This is a genomic window from Buttiauxella noackiae ATCC 51607, from assembly GCF_001654865.1.
Classification (GTDB): Bacteria; Pseudomonadota; Gammaproteobacteria; order Enterobacterales; family Enterobacteriaceae; genus Buttiauxella; species Buttiauxella noackiae.
On sequence record NZ_LXEO01000014.1, the window covers coordinates 39,352 to 58,767 of the forward strand.

At 49.6% G+C, this 19,416-nt stretch carries 17 protein-coding genes; 5 read left to right on the plus strand and 12 right to left on the minus strand.

Annotated elements, in window-relative coordinates; translation table 11 throughout:
• Positions 1-127: 127 nt before the first annotated feature.
• Positions 128-823, plus strand: a complete 696-nt coding sequence (gene bioD, locus M979_RS05445) for a dethiobiotin synthase (protein WP_064554031.1) — start codon at positions 128-130, stop codon at positions 821-823.
• Here bioD and clcB read toward each other — a convergent pair.
• The 7 genes from clcB to M979_RS05480 form a co-directional block, all read right to left on the minus strand.
• Positions 776-2,071: a voltage-gated ClC-type chloride channel ClcB gene (gene clcB, locus M979_RS05450; RefSeq protein ID WP_064554144.1), complete on the minus strand. Its 1,296-nt coding sequence runs from the start codon at positions 2,069-2,071 to the stop codon at positions 776-778. The two genes, bioD and clcB, sit on opposite strands and share 48 nt — an antisense overlap.
• 124 nt (positions 2,072-2,195) lie before the next feature.
• Entirely contained in the window at positions 2,196-3,335 is a 1,140-nt protein-coding gene (gene osmV / locus M979_RS05455; protein ID WP_064554032.1) for an osmoprotectant ABC transporter ATP-binding protein OsmV, read from the minus strand.
• Entirely contained in the window at positions 3,335-3,982 is a 648-nt protein-coding gene (gene osmW / locus M979_RS05460) for an osmoprotectant ABC transporter permease OsmW (RefSeq protein ID WP_034455802.1), read from the minus strand. Before osmW ends, osmV begins: the two co-directional genes overlap by 1 nt.
• A 9-nt stretch (positions 3,983-3,991) precedes the next feature.
• On the minus strand, positions 3,992-4,894 hold the full coding sequence (osmX, locus tag M979_RS05465) for an osmoprotectant ABC transporter substrate-binding protein OsmX (RefSeq protein ID WP_064554033.1): 903 nt from the start codon (positions 4,892-4,894) through the stop codon (positions 3,992-3,994).
• A gap of 22 nt (positions 4,895-4,916) precedes the next feature.
• Complete coding sequence (osmY, locus tag M979_RS05470) at positions 4,917-5,633, minus strand: osmoprotectant ABC transporter permease OsmY (RefSeq protein WP_064554034.1); 717 nt, start codon at positions 5,631-5,633, stop codon at positions 4,917-4,919.
• 353 nt (positions 5,634-5,986) lie between these two features.
• Positions 5,987-6,613 carry a Tat proofreading chaperone DmsD gene (dmsD, locus tag M979_RS05475; RefSeq protein ID WP_157093207.1) on the minus strand — a complete coding sequence of 209 codons (627 nt, stop codon included), beginning with the start codon at positions 6,611-6,613 and terminating at the stop codon, positions 5,987-5,989.
• A 93-nt stretch (positions 6,614-6,706) separates the two neighbouring features.
• Positions 6,707-7,009, minus strand: a complete 303-nt coding sequence (locus M979_RS05480; RefSeq protein ID WP_064554036.1) for a DUF1161 domain-containing protein — start codon at positions 7,007-7,009, stop codon at positions 6,707-6,709.
• Positions 7,010-7,153: 144 nt separating this feature from the next.
• On the opposite strand from M979_RS05480, the gene M979_RS05485 reads away from it, so the two are divergent.
• Positions 7,154-7,864 carry a YnfC family lipoprotein gene (locus M979_RS05485; RefSeq protein ID WP_064554037.1) on the plus strand — a complete coding sequence of 237 codons (711 nt, stop codon included), beginning with the start codon at positions 7,154-7,156 and terminating at the stop codon, positions 7,862-7,864.
• A gap of 45 nt (positions 7,865-7,909) precedes the next feature.
• Here the strand turns inward: M979_RS05485 and add are convergent, their stop codons facing one another.
• The 3 genes from add to malX all read right to left on the minus strand — a co-directional run bounded on the left by add (position 7,910) and on the right by malX (position 11,814).
• Positions 7,910-8,911: an adenosine deaminase gene (add, locus tag M979_RS05490; RefSeq protein WP_034455796.1), complete on the minus strand. Its 1,002-nt coding sequence runs from the start codon at positions 8,909-8,911 to the stop codon at positions 7,910-7,912.
• A 102-nt stretch (positions 8,912-9,013) separates the two neighbouring features.
• Complete coding sequence (locus tag M979_RS05495; protein ID WP_064554038.1) at positions 9,014-10,186, minus strand: MalY/PatB family protein; 1,173 nt, start codon at positions 10,184-10,186, stop codon at positions 9,014-9,016.
• Between the two features lie 41 nt (positions 10,187-10,227).
• The gene (malX, locus tag M979_RS05500; RefSeq protein WP_064554039.1) at positions 10,228-11,814 is read right to left on the minus strand and encodes a maltose/glucose-specific PTS transporter subunit IIBC; all 1,587 of its coding nucleotides are present in this window, start codon (positions 11,812-11,814) and stop codon (positions 10,228-10,230) included.
• Positions 11,815-11,999: 185 nt separating this feature from the next.
• Here malX and M979_RS05505 point away from each other — a divergent pair, with 185 nt between their 5' ends.
• On the plus strand, positions 12,000-13,034 hold the full coding sequence (locus M979_RS05505; RefSeq protein WP_064554040.1) for a Mal regulon transcriptional regulator MalI: 1,035 nt from the start codon (positions 12,000-12,002) through the stop codon (positions 13,032-13,034).
• 207 nt (positions 13,035-13,241) lie between these two features.
• Here M979_RS05505 and M979_RS05510 read toward each other — a convergent pair whose 3' ends face one another.
• On the minus strand, positions 13,242-14,792 hold the full coding sequence (locus M979_RS05510; RefSeq protein WP_064554041.1) for a YdgA family protein: 1,551 nt from the start codon (positions 14,790-14,792) through the stop codon (positions 13,242-13,244).
• Between the two features lie 134 nt (positions 14,793-14,926).
• Positions 14,927-16,099, minus strand: a complete 1,173-nt coding sequence (gene manA / locus M979_RS05515) for a mannose-6-phosphate isomerase (protein ID WP_064554042.1) — start codon at positions 16,097-16,099, stop codon at positions 14,927-14,929.
• 205 nt (positions 16,100-16,304) lie between these two features.
• Between manA and fumA the strand changes: the two genes are divergently transcribed.
• The gene (fumA, locus tag M979_RS05520) at positions 16,305-17,951 is read left to right on the plus strand and encodes a class I fumarate hydratase FumA (protein WP_034455760.1); all 1,647 of its coding nucleotides are present in this window, start codon (positions 16,305-16,307) and stop codon (positions 17,949-17,951) included.
• Positions 17,952-18,002: 51 nt separating this feature from the next.
• Positions 18,003-19,400 carry a class II fumarate hydratase gene (gene fumC / locus M979_RS05525; RefSeq protein ID WP_064554043.1) on the plus strand — a complete coding sequence of 466 codons (1,398 nt, stop codon included), beginning with the start codon at positions 18,003-18,005 and terminating at the stop codon, positions 19,398-19,400.
• Positions 19,401-19,416: the final 16 nt, after the last annotated feature.

Sequence of the window (19,416 nt, forward strand, 5' to 3'; positions counted from 1 at the left end):
TTTCACTCCTGAACTATTCAATTTTTAATCACTCATACCCAAAATATTTCGAGTTGCAGGCGGGCGATAAACGCACCTGCGACCTGAAGTTTGATGGGTATTTAAAGCATTGCATTGGGAGTTAGTCATGCTTACGCGTTTCTTTATAACGGGTACCGATACTGCAGTCGGGAAGACTGTGGTTTCTCGCGCCTTGTTGCAGGCTCTTGCAGCCAGTGGCAAAAGTGTCGTCGGCTATAAGCCGGTAGCCAAAGGCAGTAAAGAGACGCCAGAGGGCCTACGCAACAAAGACGCGTTAGTTCTACAAAGCGTTTCCACTGTCAATTTACCTTATGAAGCCATCAATCCTATCGCTCTTAGCGAAGAAGAAAGCAGCGTGAGCCATAACTGCCAGATTAACTATTCGCTGCTGTCTGATGGGCTACAGCGTTTGGCCGGGCAGGTGGATCATGTCGTTGTCGAAGGCACTGGCGGTTGGCGCAGCTTGATGAACGACTTACGTCCATTATCGGAGTGGGTGGTTCAGGAACAGTTACCGGTGTTAATGGTGGTTGGGATTCAGGAAGGGTGCATCAATCATGCCTTGCTGACCGCTCAGGCGATTGCCAATGATGGCTTGCCGCTGATTGGTTGGGTAGCAAACCGTATCAATCCCGGCCTTGCGCACTACGCAGAAATCATCGACGTATTAAGCAAGAAATTGCCTGCGCCGCTGGTGGGCGAACTGCCATATTTGCCACGAGCAGAGCAGCGTGAACTGGCAAACTATATCGATTTATCCCGTCTTAGCAGCGCTCTGACTGTAGACCGTTTGCGGGCGTAACCAGCGCGACAGCGCAGAAGCAATTACGCACGCCAGCAGTAAACCGGGGAGTAATGTAAACTCCCCGGTCATTTCACAAACCATCAATGTGGACATAATCGGTGCATGCGTGGTCGCCGCTAAAAGCGTTGCCATTCCGGTTAATGCCAGCAAAATAGCAATACTATCGCCACTCCACGCCCAGATTCCAAACCATTGACCCACCACCATTCCCAGTGCCGCTCCTACAAATAGCGTTGGCGTAAAGACACCTCCTGGTGCACCAGAACCGCTGCTTGCCAGTACTGCCGCCAGTTTGTAGACCAAAATGCCTGCGACAAACAGTAGTGCCGGGGGCTGCGAGAGGAACGATTGCACTACGCTATAACCATTTCCCCAAACCAATGGCGTAATAAGTGAAAGCAGCCCAACCAGCAAACCTCCTAACGCAAGCTGTAACGGAGGCATTAAATGCAAGCGCTGGAACAGTTTACTGCTGTGTGACATCAGCCAAAGAAACAGCGGCCCGGCAAGACCGGCAAGCAGGCCAAACGTGGCCATCAGCAAATACTGTATAGGCTGAGGAGCGCTTAACGTTCGCACGGTATACAACAACGCTTGTTCGTCATTGAGTAAATGAGTCATCAACAAGGCGCTGACGGCGGCAATCACGACTGGGCCTAGTGAGGCAAGCATCAACGTGCCAAACAGAATCTCTGCGATAAACAAACTACCTGCCAGCGGTGCGTGGTAGGCACTTGCCATCCCAGCGGCGGCACCGCAGGCGACCCACAATTTCCATTCATCTTTATTTGAGAAACGCTGGGCAAATACCGAAGCAAAAACGGTGGCCAGTAGCACCATAGCCCCTTCACGGCCAATGGCACTGCCGCTTGCTACCACAATCAGTGACGCGGCTGATTTGACCAGACTTGCGGATACATCAAGACGCCCGTCGCCGGTCTCTATGGCTTCCATATAGTCTGTGGGTGCAGAAGGGCGCTGGCGCGTGGCGCGTTGCCAGCCCCAAAGGAGTGTCCCCGCAAGTAAACCACCAATAGCCGGTGTGAGTAATCTACGCCACGGCGGTAATGCGGCGGCTGCGGCAACCAGGCTTCCGCTATGATCGCCAAGGAAAAGGCCTTCAAGGAAATACATTGACTGGCGAAACAGCCAGACTACCAATGCAGAGGCAACGCCAATCCAGACGGCGAATATTAGCCGTCGAAGCATGCCTTTCATATCGGGGAAGTGGTTTAGATGGCGCATCAAAGCATTGTAAGGTGGATGAGCGTTAGCGTCATCCACCGTTTGTTGCTGTTTTTTCGGATGTCGCTGGCGCTCATCCGACCCTATGGGTTGAGTGGTGCTGGCGTTATTAAACTACATTGAACTATGAAATATTCAGCGCCCGGCGGGTGCGGCCTGAACTGAGGTAATCGGCGATATAATCTTGCGAAATTTCACCGCTGTAGCGGCCATCTTCGTCAGTAATCGGCATCCACACCATGTTGTGCTCGTAGAGTTTTGATAGCACGATTCGCAGGTTATCTTCCGCACGCCCGGTCACGCGGAAAGGATGCAGTAACTCAGAGCATGAACCGATGGCACCACGCGCTTCGCGGCGCTTCACAAAGCCTAATGGCTTACCTTCACCATCCACCACGGTTATCGAGCGCATGTCGTTATCATCCATGGTAGAGAAGGCTTCCGCTAACGGTGTGGACTCACGCGCGGTAATTGTCGGTTGTTGGTCGGTCACATCACCGGCCTGAACTAACAATAGGCGTTTCAAGGTGCGGTCCTGACCCACAAACGACCCCACAAATTCATTGGCAGGCTTAGCTAATAGTTCATCGGGGCTGGCACATTGCACAATTTTACCCTGACGGAACACGGCGATACGGTCACCCAATTTCAGTGCTTCATCAATATCATGGCTGACCAGCATGACGGTTTTCTTCAACTGACGTTGCATTTCCAGAAATTCATTCTGTATCGCTTCACGATTGATTGGGTCGACCGCACCAAACGGCTCGTCCATCAGCAGCACCGGAGGATCCGCCGCCAGTGCTCGGATTACGCCGATACGTTGTTGCTGCCCGCCAGACATCTCACGCGGGTAGCGATTCAGGAAGCGGTTAGGGTCGAGCGCCACCATGCTCATTAATTCACTGGCGCGTGCTTTACAGCGTGCTTTATCCCAACCCAGCATTCGTGGCACGACGGTAATGTTTTCTTCAATCGTCATATTCGGGAACAGGCCGATTTGCTGGATAACGTAGCCAATATTGCGGCGCAGCGTGACGGTATCCAGCTCGTTAGTATTTTTACCGTTAATCAGAATATTACCGCCGGTTGGGGCAATCAGGCGGTTAATCATTTTCAGCGTGGTGGTTTTGCCGCAGCCGGATGGGCCGAGCAGTACACACATTTCGCCTTCAGGTACATTCAGGCTGACGTTATCAACCGCGTTAAATGTTTGGCCGTTCTTCTGAACGAACTGTTTGGTGAGATTTTCCAGTTTAATCATTATCGAATCCCCTTAGGAGTCAGCACCACTTGTAAACGGTGCAGTAACCAATCAAGCACAATAGCCAAAACACAAATCATCACCGCACCGGCAATCAACATACGGATGTCGCTGCTGCCGATGCCGTTTAGCAATAACAAACCTAAGCCCCCAGCACCGATCACCGCGGCAATCGCCATCACGCCAATATTCATGACCACTGCGGTACGAATACCACCAAAAATCACCGGTAAAGCCATTGGGATTTCCACCCAACGCAGGCGTTGCCAGAAGGTCATGCCGATGCCACGACCCGCTTCGCGTAAGCCGGGTGGCAGGCTATCTAATGCAGTGTGCGTGTTGCGTACAATCGGCAATAGCGAATAGAGGAAGACTGCGGTAATGGCGGGGAATACGCCAATCCCTTGTCCAACCAGTGAAAACAGCGGAATCATCAGACCAAACAGTGCGATAGAAGGAATGGTCAGCACTATGGTGGCGATACCCAGTACCGGTGTGGCGAGCCATTTGTGGCGCACGATCAAAATACCCAACGGCACGCCAATAACTATCGCCAGCCCCACAGCTAACAAAACTAGCCACAAGTGTTGTAGCGTCAGGCTGCTGAGATAGCCTGCGTTATCAATCATATAATGTAACGTTTCCATGATGCCTCCTTAGTGCAAGCCTTTTTGTTGCAGGAATTCTTGCGCAACTTTTTGTGGGGTTTCATGGTCGATATCCACTTTGGCATTCAGAGTAGATATCACGTCGTTATTCAGAGATGCGGAGAGGGTGTTGAGAGCGTCCTCAAGCCCAGGGTTTGCCGCTAATGTCTCTTTACGCACAACAGGCGTCACGGCATAACTTGGGAAGAAGGCCTTATCGTCTTCCAGCACTTTCAGATCAAAACCTTTTACGCGCCCGTCTGTGGTGTAAATCAACCCGGCATCCAAAAACCCATCGCGCACCGCGTTATAAACAAGGCCGGGGTCCATCTGGCGGATCTGTGGACGGTCGAGCGGCATGTTGTAGGCTTGCTGCAAAGGCTTCATGCCATCGCTTCGCCCGGCAAATTCCAGATCCAGACCGAGCATCCAGTTGTTATCAGGGTTTGTTTTGCGGACTTGTTCAATTTTTGCCACCAGTTCCGACATGGTATTGATGTTCTCTTCTTCAGCGCGTTTACGCTGCATCGCGAAGGCGTAGGTATTGTTCATGTCTGCCGGTTTCAGCCACACCAGCCCCAGTTTGGCATCAAGCTTCTTAACGGTGTCGTAGGATTCCTGTGGTGTCATTCGCTTGTTGATATGGTTAAAAATAATCAGAGATGTGCCGGTATATTCCCAGGTCATATCCACCTGTTTGTTGATCATCGCATTACGTGAAATTACGGTGGCAATGTTGGTCTGTGGCTTTACCTGGAAGCCTTTCTTACGCAGGTACTGTGTGGTCATGGCAGACAAAATATGTTGCTCGGTAAAGCTTTTTGTCGCCAGCACGATAGGCTCGGCTTTTACTGATCCTGCGAATAGAAACGTTGCGGTGATTGCGGCAAATAACGGTTTAAACGATTTCATGACGGGCTCCTTTTTATTGTTGTTATTTCACGGTGTGGGGGCTTAACACGCGCCCTAAACCTGCGAGTGCAACATCAAGGATCAGGGCAAAGAGCGCTGTGGCAGTTGCACCCAAAATCAGCGTCGGGAAATCATTGAGGTAGATGCCCGGGAATATCAACTCACCGTAACTGCTGGCACCTATCAAAAACGCCAGCGGCGCAGTACCAACGTTAATTGCTGTCGCGATACGGATGCCTGAAAGCATGACTGGCCATGCATTGGGTAACTCGACCTGGCGCAGGCGTTGCCATTTAGTCATACCAATACCGTTGGCAGCTTCGATAAGCGAAGCAGGGACGCCGGATAAACCCGAGTAGGTATTGCGGACAATTGGCAGCAGCGAGGCGAGGAATAGCGCGATTATTGCAGGTTTGTCACCAATCCCGATAAACACCATCGCTAACGCTAAGACGGCCAACGGAGGCAAGGTATTTCCGACGTTAAATATTTGCATCGCATATTCAGCGAAACGGCGAGCAGCAGGGCGACTAAGTAGAATTCCGCTGGGGATCCCCACCAGTAAAGCCAGAGCCATTGAGCTAAACACCAAAATTAAGTGTTGTTGCCCGAGATAAAGCAAATCCACTTTACGAGCGATTAGGGTTTCGGGGCCAATTCCCCAAATCAATAATCCGAGGACGACAATTATTGCCAGCGCACCAAAAAAAGTGCGTTTTACGATGGATGTATTATGCATTGCGGTGTGTCTCCCTGGGTGCACGTTATAGCAACCTCGAGGTCGCTTGTTGTTATGCCTTGTGTCGGCAGGGTGTTTTGACCTATAGCAACGCTGCGGGAATGATTCCAGTAAATAGGGAAATTACCAGGCCAAAGATTAGCGGGTAAATTAACGAGTTAGCCTTGTGCCGCCTCGCTTGAAACATGGTTGTAAAGAATTGTCTTAAAAGTGTTTGAATAAAGTTACGTTGTAACTTTTATGAAAAAATTATCGGGAGTAAATGTCGGATAATGTGGGGTAAATACGGGGGTTCGATATTGGAAAAATAGTTGGTGGATAAGCGCAAACGCTATCCACCGTTACTCAGATTCTTAGGAATAGAGCTCTTTTTGTGCGACAGGGATCTGCAAACCCTTACTCCAGTCAGCAAGTGTCAGGCGAGTTAATTCGCCTAACGCCTGATAGAACGGATGATCAGCATTGGCGATAAATAACTCCAGGAAACGCCCGCTCCACGGCAGGATGTGCCAGGCAAGAAGTTCGTCAACTTTCGGCTGTAGCCTTTCTTCAGCAAGCCAGGCGGCCAGCATCAGCAGCAAACCGAAGTGATCTTCGGGTTCGTTGCTTTCTTGCTCGTTGGAGATGTCGTTTTTACGCATCCAACGACGCAACTCAAGCATCGAATCACCAAAAAGCACTTGTTCTTTATCGAGATAGACCGAACCCCAGGGCGAGGCGGGTAGAGCATCCGGGCCGATGAACAGCCGCTGCCAGGCTCCACTCAAAGATTCTGGCTCGTAGTTAAAACCTTCCGCCATACGCTGCGCGATACTCGCCAGCTCTTCATGCTGCACTGGCCATTGCTCAGTCCACGATGGGTCCTGAAGTGAGGCATACAGTGATGCAACATCCCGGCTTTGGGGTTCTTGATAAAAAAGCGCACCGAGCACTCTTCCCGTCAGGGCGATAGTCGCCAATCGTTGCGTTGTTTCAGACATCATTCTCTTCCTTGTTGCACGAGTTATGCCGCGCATTCTCTACGGATTGCCTGCCAATTGCTATGCATTAGAGATCTACATCCGTTTTAATAACTACTGTGGCTCACTTTGTGACCCATCCTGCGTACTACCACCGCTTACCGGATAGTTTCCGCTGCTGGTACGCGTATAAAGAATTTTTTGCGTATCATTACCACAATGCCCAACAACTTGAGCATCAGGCTTATCAGCTTGATCGTTAGGAACAATGGTTAAGCTAAAGCCAGATTCAGGGACACCGTTATTGATTATCTTTTGCTGAATGTCGGCCTTGACTGTATCGCAGGAAGTTTGTGCGGCCAGTACAGGAGTTGCGGCAGCAAACAGGCATACACCAAGCCAAATTGAACGTTTCATCGTATCTTCCTTCTGTTGAGGGGCTGTATTAAGAATAGTATCTGCAGTGTAAATTGTTGTATTTGCTTATACCCTTCATACTCCAGGTCGAATTATTTTGGGTATATTATTGTTTTTACATTTCAAGTCGGGGACAGGAGTTACGTGAATAAAATTATTATCCTCTGTGCGCTGGTAGCGTCTGTTGCCGGGTGTGACAATCCGAAAAATACGCTTTCTTACACACCGGAAATGGCGAGTTTCTCGAATGAATTTGATTTTGATCCACTGCGTGGGCCGGTAAAAGACTTCAGCCAGACATTAATCAATGAAAAAGGTGAAGTCGTTAAACGCGTTGTTGGCCTGATATCGGAACAAGGGTGCTTCAACGAGCTCGAATTTCACGATCTGGAAAACAATACCGGTGCAACCCTGGTGTTGGATGCTAATTACTATCTTGACGCCATCACCCGCGAAAAACGGGTAAAGCTTCAGGGGAAATGCCAGTTGGCAGAATTGCCGAGTGTCGCAATTACCTATGAGACGGACGATAAAGGTTTTGTGGTGGCCGCGCACGGTGAAGCGACATCTATTGTTTATAACTATGACGCTGATGGATATCCGTTAGGTAAGGTAACTAAAGCAAAAAATGACACCCTGGCTATCAAGGCGAAATCGGGTAGCGACAACAAGAAAAAACTCGATTACACCTCTGAAAGCACGCTCAACGGCAAGTCTATCGCTTTGGTTAAACAAACTTGCGACTACGACGGCTATTTCAACCCACTGGAATGTGTGCTGAACATCACCGATAAAAGCGTCAAACCGCCGAAAGTTGAAAGCTTTACGATTAAAAATAGCATCAATTATTATTGATATTTAGAGCTTGAGTCAGCTTCCTGACCCAAGCTTTTATCAGAGCTACGCGGCGCGAACCTTAGCAATCAGCGCCTGTTTTTCTGCATCAGTTAAGAAGGCAATTCTTAAACCATTCTCTTGTGCGGTACGAATATGTGCCGCACTCAAACCTGCCTGTGGTGCCGCCACATTATATTCATGAATAATATCGATACCCTGGACGGCTGGGTCATCAGTATTGATCGTGGCCAGCACACCTTTATCCAGGAAGGTCATCAACGGGTGCTTATCCATTGAGGCTATAGTGCTGGTTTGGATATTGGACGTCAGGCAAGACTCAATGCCAATTCTGTGTTCCGCAAGGAAATCCATAAGCGCCGGATCTTCAACTGCCTTAACGCCATGTCCGATGCGTTCGGCACCCAGCTCACGAATTGCCTGCCAGATACTTTCCGGGCCAGCGGCTTCACCGGCATGAACAGTGATATGCCAGCCTGCATCGCGCGCACGGTTAAAGTGATTAAGGAACAGACTCCCCGGGAAGCCGAGCTCATCACCGGCCAGGTCAAGGGCAGTAATGCTGTCGCGATGGGCCAGCAGGGCCTCCAGTTCAGCCTGACATGCGGCCTCGCCAAAAGTACGGCTCATAATCCCAATCAAGCGGGCTTCAACACCAAAATCACGGCAGCCCTGGCGTACGCCTTCAATTACCGCTTCTACCACACCCGCAACAGGCAGGTTATGGTTCATGGCCATATAGCCCGGAGAGAAACGTAGTTCGACATAATGCAGGCCATTGAGGGCTGCATCTTCAATGTTTTCCCATGCTACGCGGCGGCAGGCATCGAGATCTGCCAGGACTTTTACGCCCCAGTCCAGTTTTTGCAGGAAACTCACCAGGTCAGGTGCTGTTTCCACGACTTGGACATGAGGACGAAGTGCTTCAAGGGAGTCAGCCGGGATTGGCAAATTAAACTGGCGGCCGAGATCGAGAATAGTTTGCGCACGAATATTGCCATCAAGGTGGCGGTGCAAATCGGTTAACGGCAGGGTGGTATCAATCATGGTCGCACTCTTTTTTTGATTTAAGTGCGCAACAGTATAAGAACAAACGCACCTAAATAGCTACGTTGCGCAAACAAAAAGGGGAGTTTTCTCCCCTTAACTTCACTGGAGAGATTTTATCGCTGCGATTAGGCGCTTCACACCTTCTTCAAGCTTAACGCGTGGGCAGCCGGTGTTAAGTCGCACAAATCCTTTCCCTTCTTCACCGTAGGTATATCCCGGCATGATGGCGACTTTTTGCTGCTCGATAAGCACTTTTTGCAGCGCATTGTCGTCTATAGCCAATGGGCGCAAATCTATCCATGCAAGATAAGTGGATTCCGGTGGATGCCAGTTCAGTTGCGCAAACTCTCCGTTCAGCGCATCGGCGACAAAGCGGAGATTACTTTGCAGGTATACCCGGAGCTCATCAAGCCAGGCGGAACCTTCTTGATACGCCGCAATATGTGCGACAACGGCAAGAATAGCGGGGGATGATAATCCATCCTGACCTTTCAGCACATGTAAGTATTTCTGGCGCTCATCTCTCTCATTGATCAAGCCATAAGCACCTGTTAATGCAGGAATGTTGAAGCTTTTGGAACCTGATGTGAACAGAGCCCACTGACCTTTGCCCACTTCATTCCACGGCGTGTGCTGGTGGCCTTCCCATACCATATCCATATGGATTTCATCACTGATAACTCTCACGCCATGACGTTCGCAAAGTATTGCCATGGTTTCAAGTTCAGTGCGTGTCCAGACTTTGCCGGTAGGATTTTGCGGGCTGCAAAGCAGCATGATTTTGCATTCAGGCTTCGCCAGTTGCGCTTCGAGAGCAACCATATCGCACATCCAACTGCTTTCGGTTTTATGCAACGGAGCACTAAACACCTGGCGTTGGTTGCCCTCAATGGCTTTATAAAATGCGTCATACGCAGGGGTATGGATAAGCACTGCATCGCCAGGTTCAGACCACTGGCGAATGAGTTGCGACACCATGTAGATAACAGACGGGCCGTACACGACTGACTCTTTATCAATCACACTGTTAAAACGTGTGTGATACCAATGTGCGATCGAGCCAAGAAACTCATCATTTTTCCAGCGGCTATAACCTAATACACCGTGAGATAAACGCTGTTGCAGAGCTTCAAGAATGACTGGGGCGGTAGGGAAATCCATATCGGAGATGGTAAAGGGCAGCAGGTCGGCGGCACCGAAACGGTCAGCGACATAATCCCACTGAGTACACCAGGTTCCGTGGCGGTCAACGACTGTGGAAAAATCGAACATATTACCTCGCAACAAACGGGCGCCTCGGCGCCCGTTATGGTTTACGCCTGAGCTATTTGCATCAGATGCGCCATTTCATCTTTCACCGACTGGACCTGCGGACCAATCACCACTTGCAGATTGTGCTGGTTGAGTTGCACCACACCGATGGCACGGAGGTTTTTAAGCGCAGCACTGTCGACCAGAGACATATCTTTCACCGATAAACGCAGACGTGTAATGCAGTTATCCAGGGAGACAATATTATCCTTACCACCCAATGCGGCAAGAATTGCGGGGAAGTTATAACCAGACTTGCCCACTTGTCCAACAATCGCTTTTTCGATTCCGCTTTCAATATCGCGCCCCGGGGTTTTGATGTTGAAACGGGTAATCGCGAAACGGAAAATAACGTAGTAAGCACAGAACCAGATAGCGGCCACAACAGGTACTAAATACCATTTCGTTGCAAGGCCGTGCAGAATGCCGAACACAACGAAATCAATTATGTTGCCATCAGTATTCCCGATAGTGACACCTAATACCGCCATGATGGTAAAACCAAGGCCGGTTAACAGGGCATGAATGAGATACAGAACAGGAGCCACAAACAGGAACAGGAATTCCAGTGGTTCAGTCGTGCCACCGATGACACAGGCAATAACGCCGGAAATCAACAGACCTTTAATTTTGTGGCGGTTTTCAGGACGAGCACAGTGGTACATGGCTAAAGCGGCACCCGGTAAACCGCCCAGGAAGGCAGGCATCTTACCTTGTGACAAGAAGCGAGTAGCACTTTCGGAGAAACCATGAACGCTCGGGCAGCTTAGCTGAGCCTGGAAGATGGTTAATGCACCGCTGACACTGTGGCCGCAAACATCCATAGTGCCGCCAGCTTCAGTAAAGCGGATCAGAGCAACCAGAATGTGGTGCAACCCAAATGGCAGTAACAGACGTTCGCCGGTACCGAAGATCATTGGCCCAAATATACCCGCGCTGTTGATCATATTGCCCAGCGCGTTGATCCCTGCGGCAAATACAGGCCAAATCAGCGGGATCACTAGGCCAACAATTCCCATGACCAGCGTCGTTATAATCGGTACAAAGCGCGTACCTCCGAAGAATGCCAGCGCATCAGGCAAGCGCACATTATGGAAACGCTCATGCAGCAGGAATACAATCACACCGACAATCACGGCACCCAAAATACCGGTATCAATAGATTGAATACCAAGAATATTTTGGATGTTGTTTGCTTTCAGGATGGCGGCATCTGTTGTCGGTAAAATGCCTTTGGCCGTCAGCCAGAAGTTCACTGCAAGGTTCATTACCGCGTAACCGACAAAACCGGAAAACGCCGCTACACCTTTGTTTTCACGCGCAAGCCCAAGCGGGATTGCGATACAGAACATAATTGGCAGGAAGCTAAAAGCAAATGAGCCAACTTTCCCCATCCAGGTGAAAATTAGCTGTAAAACAGGATTACCTAATGCTGGAAGCAGAGTTACGACATCGTGGCTACTGAGCGAACTCCCGATGCCGAGCATGATGCCGCAGAACGACAAAAGCGCCACGGGCAACATAAAGGTTTTGCCAAGGTTTTGAAAAAACTCCCAAAGCGTAATTTTTTGTGGTGTATTAGCCGCCATAACGACTCCTTAAACCCTGGTTGATAGATGAGTGGTGGTACAGAACGAAGCGGATGATAAAACGTTTTACCAACCTTTATTGCGCTGTAGTTCACAGATCTAAAGCTCACCAGAGTGCTTAATACTTCATATCAGGTTAAACGTTTTATCCCTAAATTTTGTTTCATGGAGGGTCCGTCGGCCTAATGACGACTCAGGAAAAGAAAATAACAATTAATGAAGTCGCTGAAGCAGCTGGGGTTTCTGTTACGACAGTTTCTCTGGTTCTCAGTGGCAAAGGGCGCATTTCACCAGCGACCGGATTGCGCGTGAATGAAGCCATAGAAAAATTAGGATTCGTGCGTAATCGCCAGGCCGTTTCATTACGTGGTGGCCAGAGCGGGGTTATTGGGTTGATCGTGCGTGATCTATGCAATCCTTTTTATGCCGAGCTCACCGCAGGTTTAACGGATGAACTTGAAAAACAGAGCAAGCTACTCTTCCTGACCCAAAGTGGCGCGCAGGGGCAGCATATGCAGCGTTGCTTTGACATGTTAGTTGCACAAGGAGTGGATGGCATTATTGTCGCCGGTGCGGCGGGACAGGGGGCGGATATGCGTACCATTGCGCAACAGAAAAATTTACCCCTGGTATTTGCCTCTCGCGCGAGCTATCTCGATGAGGCCGATATTATCAGGCCTGATAATATGCAGGCCGCTCAGCTTGTCACCGAACATTTGATCAAGCGGGGGCACCAACGCATTGCCTGGCTCGGTGGCGATGGTGCCTCTTTGACTCGCGCCGAGCGCGTCGGTGGTTATTGTTCCACGCTTCTGCAATACGGCTTGCCATTCCACAGTGAGTGGATAATCGAATGCGAGCCGAGTCAGAAAAAAGCGGCGGATGCTATCACCACACTTCTACAGCACAACCCAACAATTACTGCTGTGCTCTGCCATAACAGCACTGTAGCGATGGGGGCATGGTTTGGTTTACTGCGCGCAGGGCGACAAAGCGGTGAGGGGAGTATCGACAGCTACTATGACCGCCATGTGGCGCTGGCAGCTTTCGCTGAAGTGATGGACGATGAACTCGATGACTTGCCATTAACATGGGTCTCAACACCTGCTCGTGAGATAGGCCGTATGGCCGGGCAGCGGATCCTGCAACGTACGCAACAAGGTGATACCAGTGCACTCAGTCAGATTATGCCGGCACGATTAGTGGTGAGAAAAAGTTAAAAAGCCTCCCTTTAGGGAGGCTTCAGACGGATGACAAACTTCATGCGCCCATAATATAGGCATATGTGACCGAAAAAATAACAAGGAAAATCAATTCATTGGTTTTCGGCTGATAACCACAAAGAAGGAAAAACCACGCTTTTTCCTTCTTTGTCAGCAAGTTCAAGCCTCCCTAAAGGGAGGCTTTTAGCCAAGCATCGCTCACAATTACTGTTGAGGAACCGCAGGCGCTTCTGGAACAGCAGGTGTTTCTGGTTCTGGTACCGGGGCTGCTTCTGGCTCACCCATAGTCGGCATACCAAACATTCCTAACAGATCGCCCAGTGCCATTTTCTGGCCGTTCAGCGTGACCTGACCGTTGGAGTACTGCAGGCTGGAAACCACATTATTGTCTTCCATAGTGGTCACGCGGAACATTTGGCCCATTGCGGCCAGGCCTTTGATTTGCTGCTCGGCAAGTTTAGCTGCTTCGGCAGGCTGGTAGCCTTCAAGCTGTGCAACTTGCGTCATCAATTCGGTCGCCATATCTACCGGGATAACCAGTTTGCTATCGAGAGATTTCACCACACGGTTGAGTTGTTCTTCCGGAGTTTTTGGTTCACCCGTTGATTGCGCCGGATCTTTCAGGAACAAAGAGAGATTAAAGCTGCTTTCGCCTTTGGCATTTTTCCAGCTTAACGGTGCAACGGTAATCACTGGATCACCTTTTAACAGCAACGGCAGGTTGGCGGCAAAGAGCTCAACAATTTGCTGCTGATAAGCTTCTGGATTCTGTGAAAATGCAGGATCTGCCAGCAGTTTCTGCGACTCGGCATTATATTTCTGGCTAAACTCGCGTACTGCTGCCCCGTCAAGATTACCGACTTTGAGCGTTAGCTTGCCGCTACCCATATCTTTGTTCTGTACTTTCAGAGAATTAAGTGCGTAATCGATTTGACCAGAAAGATGTTTTTTATCTTCCTGAAGTTCAGATTTGGCGTTGATGTTAAAACCTTCCACAACGGCCATTTCTTTGCCTTCGATAGAAATAGCTAACTTGTCGATAGAGGCTTTCTGGCTACCAATACGCTCGATAAATTCACTACGAGTACTGTTACCTTCGGTTTTGATACCGTTGAAAGTGATTTGTACGTGCTGACCGTATTCATTGACGGTATTGACCAGGCCGCTTTGTGCTTCACCACTCACGGCAATTTTATCACCCTGACCATCGACATCAGCCTTGAACTCACCACCGCTAAAGGCAACTTTTTGCTCGCCATTTTCATAATTCAGCGGCAGCAAGTTGATATCAGAAGAGGTGTCACCGCTATAGCCAATACGCGTTTGGGCATCAATAAAGGACTGACCTTTAGCAATATCAAACAATGGCTTAGTGGTTGGGTTATTCATCAAAGTGGTATGAACTGACGCCATGGAAGGCAACAGATTGAATTTTTTCAGTTGTGCGAACGGGAATGGGCCATGATCAATGGTTTCGTTAAATACGATAGTTTGATCAGGCTTAAGGATCGCGCTTGTCATTCCTGCGGTTGGTTTGATGACTAAGTGCATGGTGCTGCTGAACAGACCACGATGATAATCCTGGTAGCCCAGCGTCAAGCCAGCTTCGGGCGAGGCTTTATTCAACTCGGTATTAGCATTGCTGATCATCTCCGCCATACGGCCTTCGAGCTGTTTACCGGTGTACCAGGCTGTACCCGTCCACACCACACCCAAAGCAACAATAACACCTACTGCAACCAGTGATTTTTTCATTCTGTCGTAGTCCATATTAAGTGCATCTGCCGGTAGTCCTCCGGCAGATGATTGAAATGCCCATGGGCATTGAAGAAACTGATTCTACACAGCTTAGCAATCCTACCCAAAAAGATCAGTAAGTTGCTTTAAACTCAGATTTTAGAGAACACGCGTGCAACACGACCTACGCCGCTGATTAATACCGGCGACTCAGCCGCAGAAATAAATGCAGATTCACCGGGTTTAAGAGTCAGTTGCTGCTGGTCTTTGCTTAAAATCGCTTCACCTTCAGTGCAGAACACAATGGCCGCACTTGGCTGGGCAAGCTCAACCTGCTGAGTGCTGAGATCGTGCAACGAGAAGGCGAAGTCATCAACCGGAATAGGGAAGTCCAGTTCATTGCCATTCTTCTCAGGCTGAGTCAGCAATTGAGCGGCAGGTTTTGGCTCAAACTTAACGTTTGCGACCAGCTCAGGAATGTCGATGTATTTTGGCGTGAGCCCTGCGCGCAGAACGTTATCCGAGTTCGCCATCACCTCAAGAGCCACACCTTTAAGGTAAGCGTGAGGGGTTTCAGCAAACAGGAACATTGCTTCACCCGGTTGTAATTTCACCACGTTCAACAGCAGTGGCGAGAATAAGCCACTGTCGTCGGGGTAAAACTCAGAAATCACGCGAATGGTTTCCCACGGCTCGCCTTGCTGATTATTCAAAGCCGCTTTCAACACGCCGAGGGCCAGAGATTTCTCATCGCCTTTCATATTCAGCAGGCTTGCGAAAAGCTGTGATAAACGTTCGGCATTTGGCTCTTGTAAGAAATGAGCAATGGCAGGGTGTGCGCCAGAAACTGGCTGGAGCAAAGAGACGATATCGCTAAATTCACGGAACGCGTTCATTGCTAGGAAGGGGGTAAGTGCGAACACCAGCTCTGGTTTATGGTTTGGATCTTTGTAGTTACGTTCGGCGGCATCTAATGGAATGCCTGCTGCGTTCTCTTTAGCGAACCCCAATTCAGAAGCTTTTTTATTTGGATGGACCTGAATGGAAAGAGGTTGATCGGCGCACAGCACTTTGAAGAGAAAAGGTAGCTCACCAAAACGCTCTGCAACGGCCTTACCCAACAACGCAGGCTTGTTTGCATCAATCACGTCACGCAATGAATGCTGCTGTCCATTATCAAGAATTTTCGAACTGCTTTTAGGGTGAGCACCCATCCATAACTCTGCCATTGGCAAGTTATCTGGATTTTTCACGCCGTAAAGTTCTGTTAACGCAGTCTTACTTCCCCAAGCATAGTTTTGTACTGAGTTAATGAGTTTTTGCATTATTAGACCCTGTTGTAATCTAGACAAAGTTGAGACTATTAAACCAATTATCTGAGATGAAGTAACCAGGGGAGTAAAAAGTCGTACTAGTCTCAGTTTTTGTTAAAAAATTGTGTAGCATATTGTGGTCTGTATTGTTAACGCAGCAACTGGTCTTGCGCTAAAAGATAAAACTAACGTAGCTGATGTCGTAAGTGAGAGAACAATGTCGAATAAAGCCTTTCATTATCAAGAGCCGTTCCCGTTAAAAAAAGATGAAACTGAGTATTACCTGCTAAGCAGCGATTATGTTTCAGTATCCGAGTTCGAAGGGCAGGAAGTCCTGAAAGTAGATCCTAAAGCCCTCACGTTACTTGCCAAACACGCCTTCCACGATGCCTCGTTTATGTTACGCCCGGCGCACCAGCAACAAGTCGCCGATATCCTCAATGATCCTGAAGCCAGCGAAAATGATAAGTATGTCGCGCTGCAATTCCTGCGTAACTCTGAAATCGCTGCAAAAGGTATTTTGCCAACCTGCCAGGATACCGGCACGGCAATTATCATGGGTAAAAAAGGCCAGCGTGTCTGGACCGGCGGTGGCGACGAAGAAGCACTGTCACGAGGCGTCTATAACACCTTTATTGAAGATAACCTGCGCTACTCGCAAAACGCAGCGCTGGATATGTACAAAGAGGTCAATACCGGCACTAACCTGCCTGCGCAAATCGACCTTTACAGTGTTGATGGCGCTGAATACAAATTCCTCTGTATCGCCAAAGGTGGCGGTTCAGCGAACAAAACCTATCTGTATCAGGAAACAAAGGCGCTGCTGAGTCCTGGACGTCTTAAAGATTACCTCGTCGATAAAATGCGCAGCCTCGGTACTGCCGCGTGCCCACCGTATCATGTGGCGTTTGTGATTGGCGGTACATCGGCTGAAGCGACGCTTAAAACCGTAAAACTCGCCTCAACCAAATATTACGACGGGCTGCCAACCGAAGGTAACGAACATGGCCAGGCATTCCGCGATGTACAACTTGAAGAAGAGTTGTTGAAAGAGGCTCAGAATCTTGGCCTTGGCGCACAGTTTGGCGGTAAGTACTTCGCTCACGATATTCGCGTTGTGCGCTTGCCGCGTCACGGTGCTTCATGCCCGATTGGCATGGGTGTTTCATGTTCTGCGGATCGCAATATCAAAGCGAAGATCAACCGTGATGGCATCTGGATCGAAAAGCTTGAACACAACCCTGGGAAATTTATCCCGCAAGAGTTGCGTCAGGCGGGTGAAGGTGAGGCAGTTAAAGTTGATCTGAATCGTCCGATGAGTGAGATCCTGAAACAACTGTCGCAGTACCCTGTTTCAACTCGCCTTTCTTTAAGCGGCACGATAATTGTGGCGCGTGACATCGCCCACGCTAAACTCAAAGAACGTATCGACAACGGTGAAGGTTTGCCGCAATACATCAAAGATCACCCGGTGTATTACGCGGGGCCAGCTAAAACGCCAGACGGTTATGCATCAGGTTCGCTTGGGCCAACGACTGCCGGGCGTATGGACTCCTATGTTGACTTATTACAAGCCAACGGGGGCAGCATGGTGATGTTGGCAAAAGGCAACCGTAGCCAGCAAGTGACGGATGCCTGCCATAAACATGGCGGTTTCTATCTTGGTAGTATCGGCGGTCCGGCGGCGGTTCTGGCGCAGCAGAGCATCAAGAGCCTGGACTGTGTCGAATACGCTGAGTTGGGGATGGAAGCCATCTGGAAAATAGAAGTGGAAGATTTCCCGGCCTTTATTCTGGTCGATGATAAGGGCAACGACTTCTTCCAGAAAATACACGCCTCACAATGTACACGTTGCGTGAAGTAAGACACTCAAGCCGCCCACCAGGGCGGTTTTTTTAGCTCAAAGGAGAATGAAATGGCATCCAGTCGTAGTGAAAAAGACTCAATGGGCCCGATCGACGTCCCGGCAGATAAACTGTGGGGTGCGCAAACTCAGCGCTCACTTGAGCATTTCCGTATTTCCACCGAAAAAATGCCCGCGGCGCTGATCCACGCGCTGGCATTAACTAAGCGAGCTGCCGCAAAGGTGAATATGGATCTTGGATTGCTGGTGGAGGACCGCGGTAACGCCATTATTAAGGCGGCCGATGAAGTTCTGGCAGGCAAACACCCGGATGAATTCCCGCTGGCTATCTGGCAAACCGGCTCAGGTACACAGAGCAATATGAATATGAACGAAGTGTTGGCAAACCGGGCGAGTGAAATCCTTGGCGGCGTGCGCGGCATGGAACGAAAAGTTCACCCCAACGACGATGTAAATAAGAGCCAAAGTTCGAATGACGTTTTCCCAACGGCGATGCATGTTGCTGCTGTCATTGCGGTTCGCGAACAACTTATCCCGCAGCTAAACGTATTAAGAGAGACATTGCAGGGTAAAGCGGAAGCCTTCCGTGACATCGTTAAAATTGGACGTACCCACTTACAAGACGCAACCCCACTTACCCTGGGCCAGGAGATTTCCGGTTGGGTGGCAATGCTTGAGCATAATCTCAGGCATGTTGAAAACAGTCTGCCACATATTGCGGAACTGGCATTAGGCGGTACGGCTGTTGGAACCGGGCTGAATACCCACCCGGAATACGCAGTGCGCGTCGCTAAAGAACTGGCTGAAATTACCGGTCAACCGTTTGTCACTGCGCCGAATAAATTCGAAGCGCTGGCGACCTGTGATGCGCTGGTTCATTCGCATGGTGCCCTAAAAGGGCTTGCGGCGTCGTTAATGAAAATCGCCAATGATGTGCGCTGGTTATCTTCCGGCCCGCGCTGCGGGATTGGCGAAATAGCCATTCCTGAGAATGAACCCGGTAGCTCAATAATGCCTGGAAAGGTCAATCCGACCCAGTGCGAAGCCATGACGATGCTGTGCTGCCAGGTGATGGGCAACGATGTGGCGGTGAATATGGGGGGCGCATCCGGCAACTTTGAGCTGAACGTATATCGTCCGATGGTTATTCATAACTTCCTGCAATCGGTGCGTTTACTTGCCGATGGCATGGAAAGTTTCAACGAACATTGCGCCGTGGGTATTGAGCCGAATCGCGACCGCATTACGCAATTACTGAATGAATCACTGATGCTGGTTACGGCACTCAATACGCATATTGGTTATGACAAAGCAGCAGAAATTGCCAAGAAAGCCCATAAAGAAGGGCTGACTTTGAAGGCTTCAGCGCTGAAACTCGGCTATCTGAGTGAGGACGAGTTTGATGCCTGGGTGCGACCAGAAGAGATGGTTGGCAGTATGAAACAGTAAGTTTGACGCGCCTGCA

Coding starts and splice junctions, on each gene's coding strand:
- bioD (WP_064554031.1), top strand. CDS start 128: ATGCTTACGCGTTTCTTTATAACGGGTACCGATACTGCAGTCGGGAAG.
- clcB (WP_064554144.1), bottom strand. CDS start 2,071: ATGCGCCATCTAAACCACTTCCCCGATATGAAAGGCATGCTTCGACGG.
- osmV (WP_064554032.1), bottom strand. CDS start 3,335: ATGATTAAACTGGAAAATCTCACCAAACAGTTCGTTCAGAAGAACGGC.
- osmW (WP_034455802.1), bottom strand. CDS start 3,982: ATGGAAACGTTACATTATATGATTGATAACGCAGGCTATCTCAGCAGC.
- osmX (WP_064554033.1), bottom strand. CDS start 4,894: ATGAAATCGTTTAAACCGTTATTTGCCGCAATCACCGCAACGTTTCTA.
- osmY (WP_064554034.1), bottom strand. CDS start 5,633: ATGCATAATACATCCATCGTAAAACGCACTTTTTTTGGTGCGCTGGCA.
- dmsD (WP_157093207.1), bottom strand. CDS start 6,613: ATGTCTGAAACAACGCAACGATTGGCGACTATCGCCCTGACGGGAAGA.
- M979_RS05480 (WP_064554036.1), bottom strand. CDS start 7,009: ATGAAACGTTCAATTTGGCTTGGTGTATGCCTGTTTGCTGCCGCAACT.
- add (WP_034455796.1), bottom strand. CDS start 8,911: ATGATTGATACCACCCTGCCGTTAACCGATTTGCACCGCCACCTTGAT.
- M979_RS05495 (WP_064554038.1), bottom strand. CDS start 10,186: ATGTTCGATTTTTCCACAGTCGTTGACCGCCACGGAACCTGGTGTACT.
- malX (WP_064554039.1), bottom strand. CDS start 11,814: ATGGCGGCTAATACACCACAAAAAATTACGCTTTGGGAGTTTTTTCAA.
- M979_RS05505 (WP_064554040.1), top strand. CDS start 12,000: ATGACGACTCAGGAAAAGAAAATAACAATTAATGAAGTCGCTGAAGCA.
- M979_RS05510 (WP_064554041.1), bottom strand. CDS start 14,792: ATGAAAAAATCACTGGTTGCAGTAGGTGTTATTGTTGCTTTGGGTGTG.
- manA (WP_064554042.1), bottom strand. CDS start 16,099: ATGCAAAAACTCATTAACTCAGTACAAAACTATGCTTGGGGAAGTAAG.
- fumA (WP_034455760.1), top strand. CDS start 16,305: ATGTCGAATAAAGCCTTTCATTATCAAGAGCCGTTCCCGTTAAAAAAA.
- fumC (WP_064554043.1), top strand. CDS start 18,003: ATGGCATCCAGTCGTAGTGAAAAAGACTCAATGGGCCCGATCGACGTC.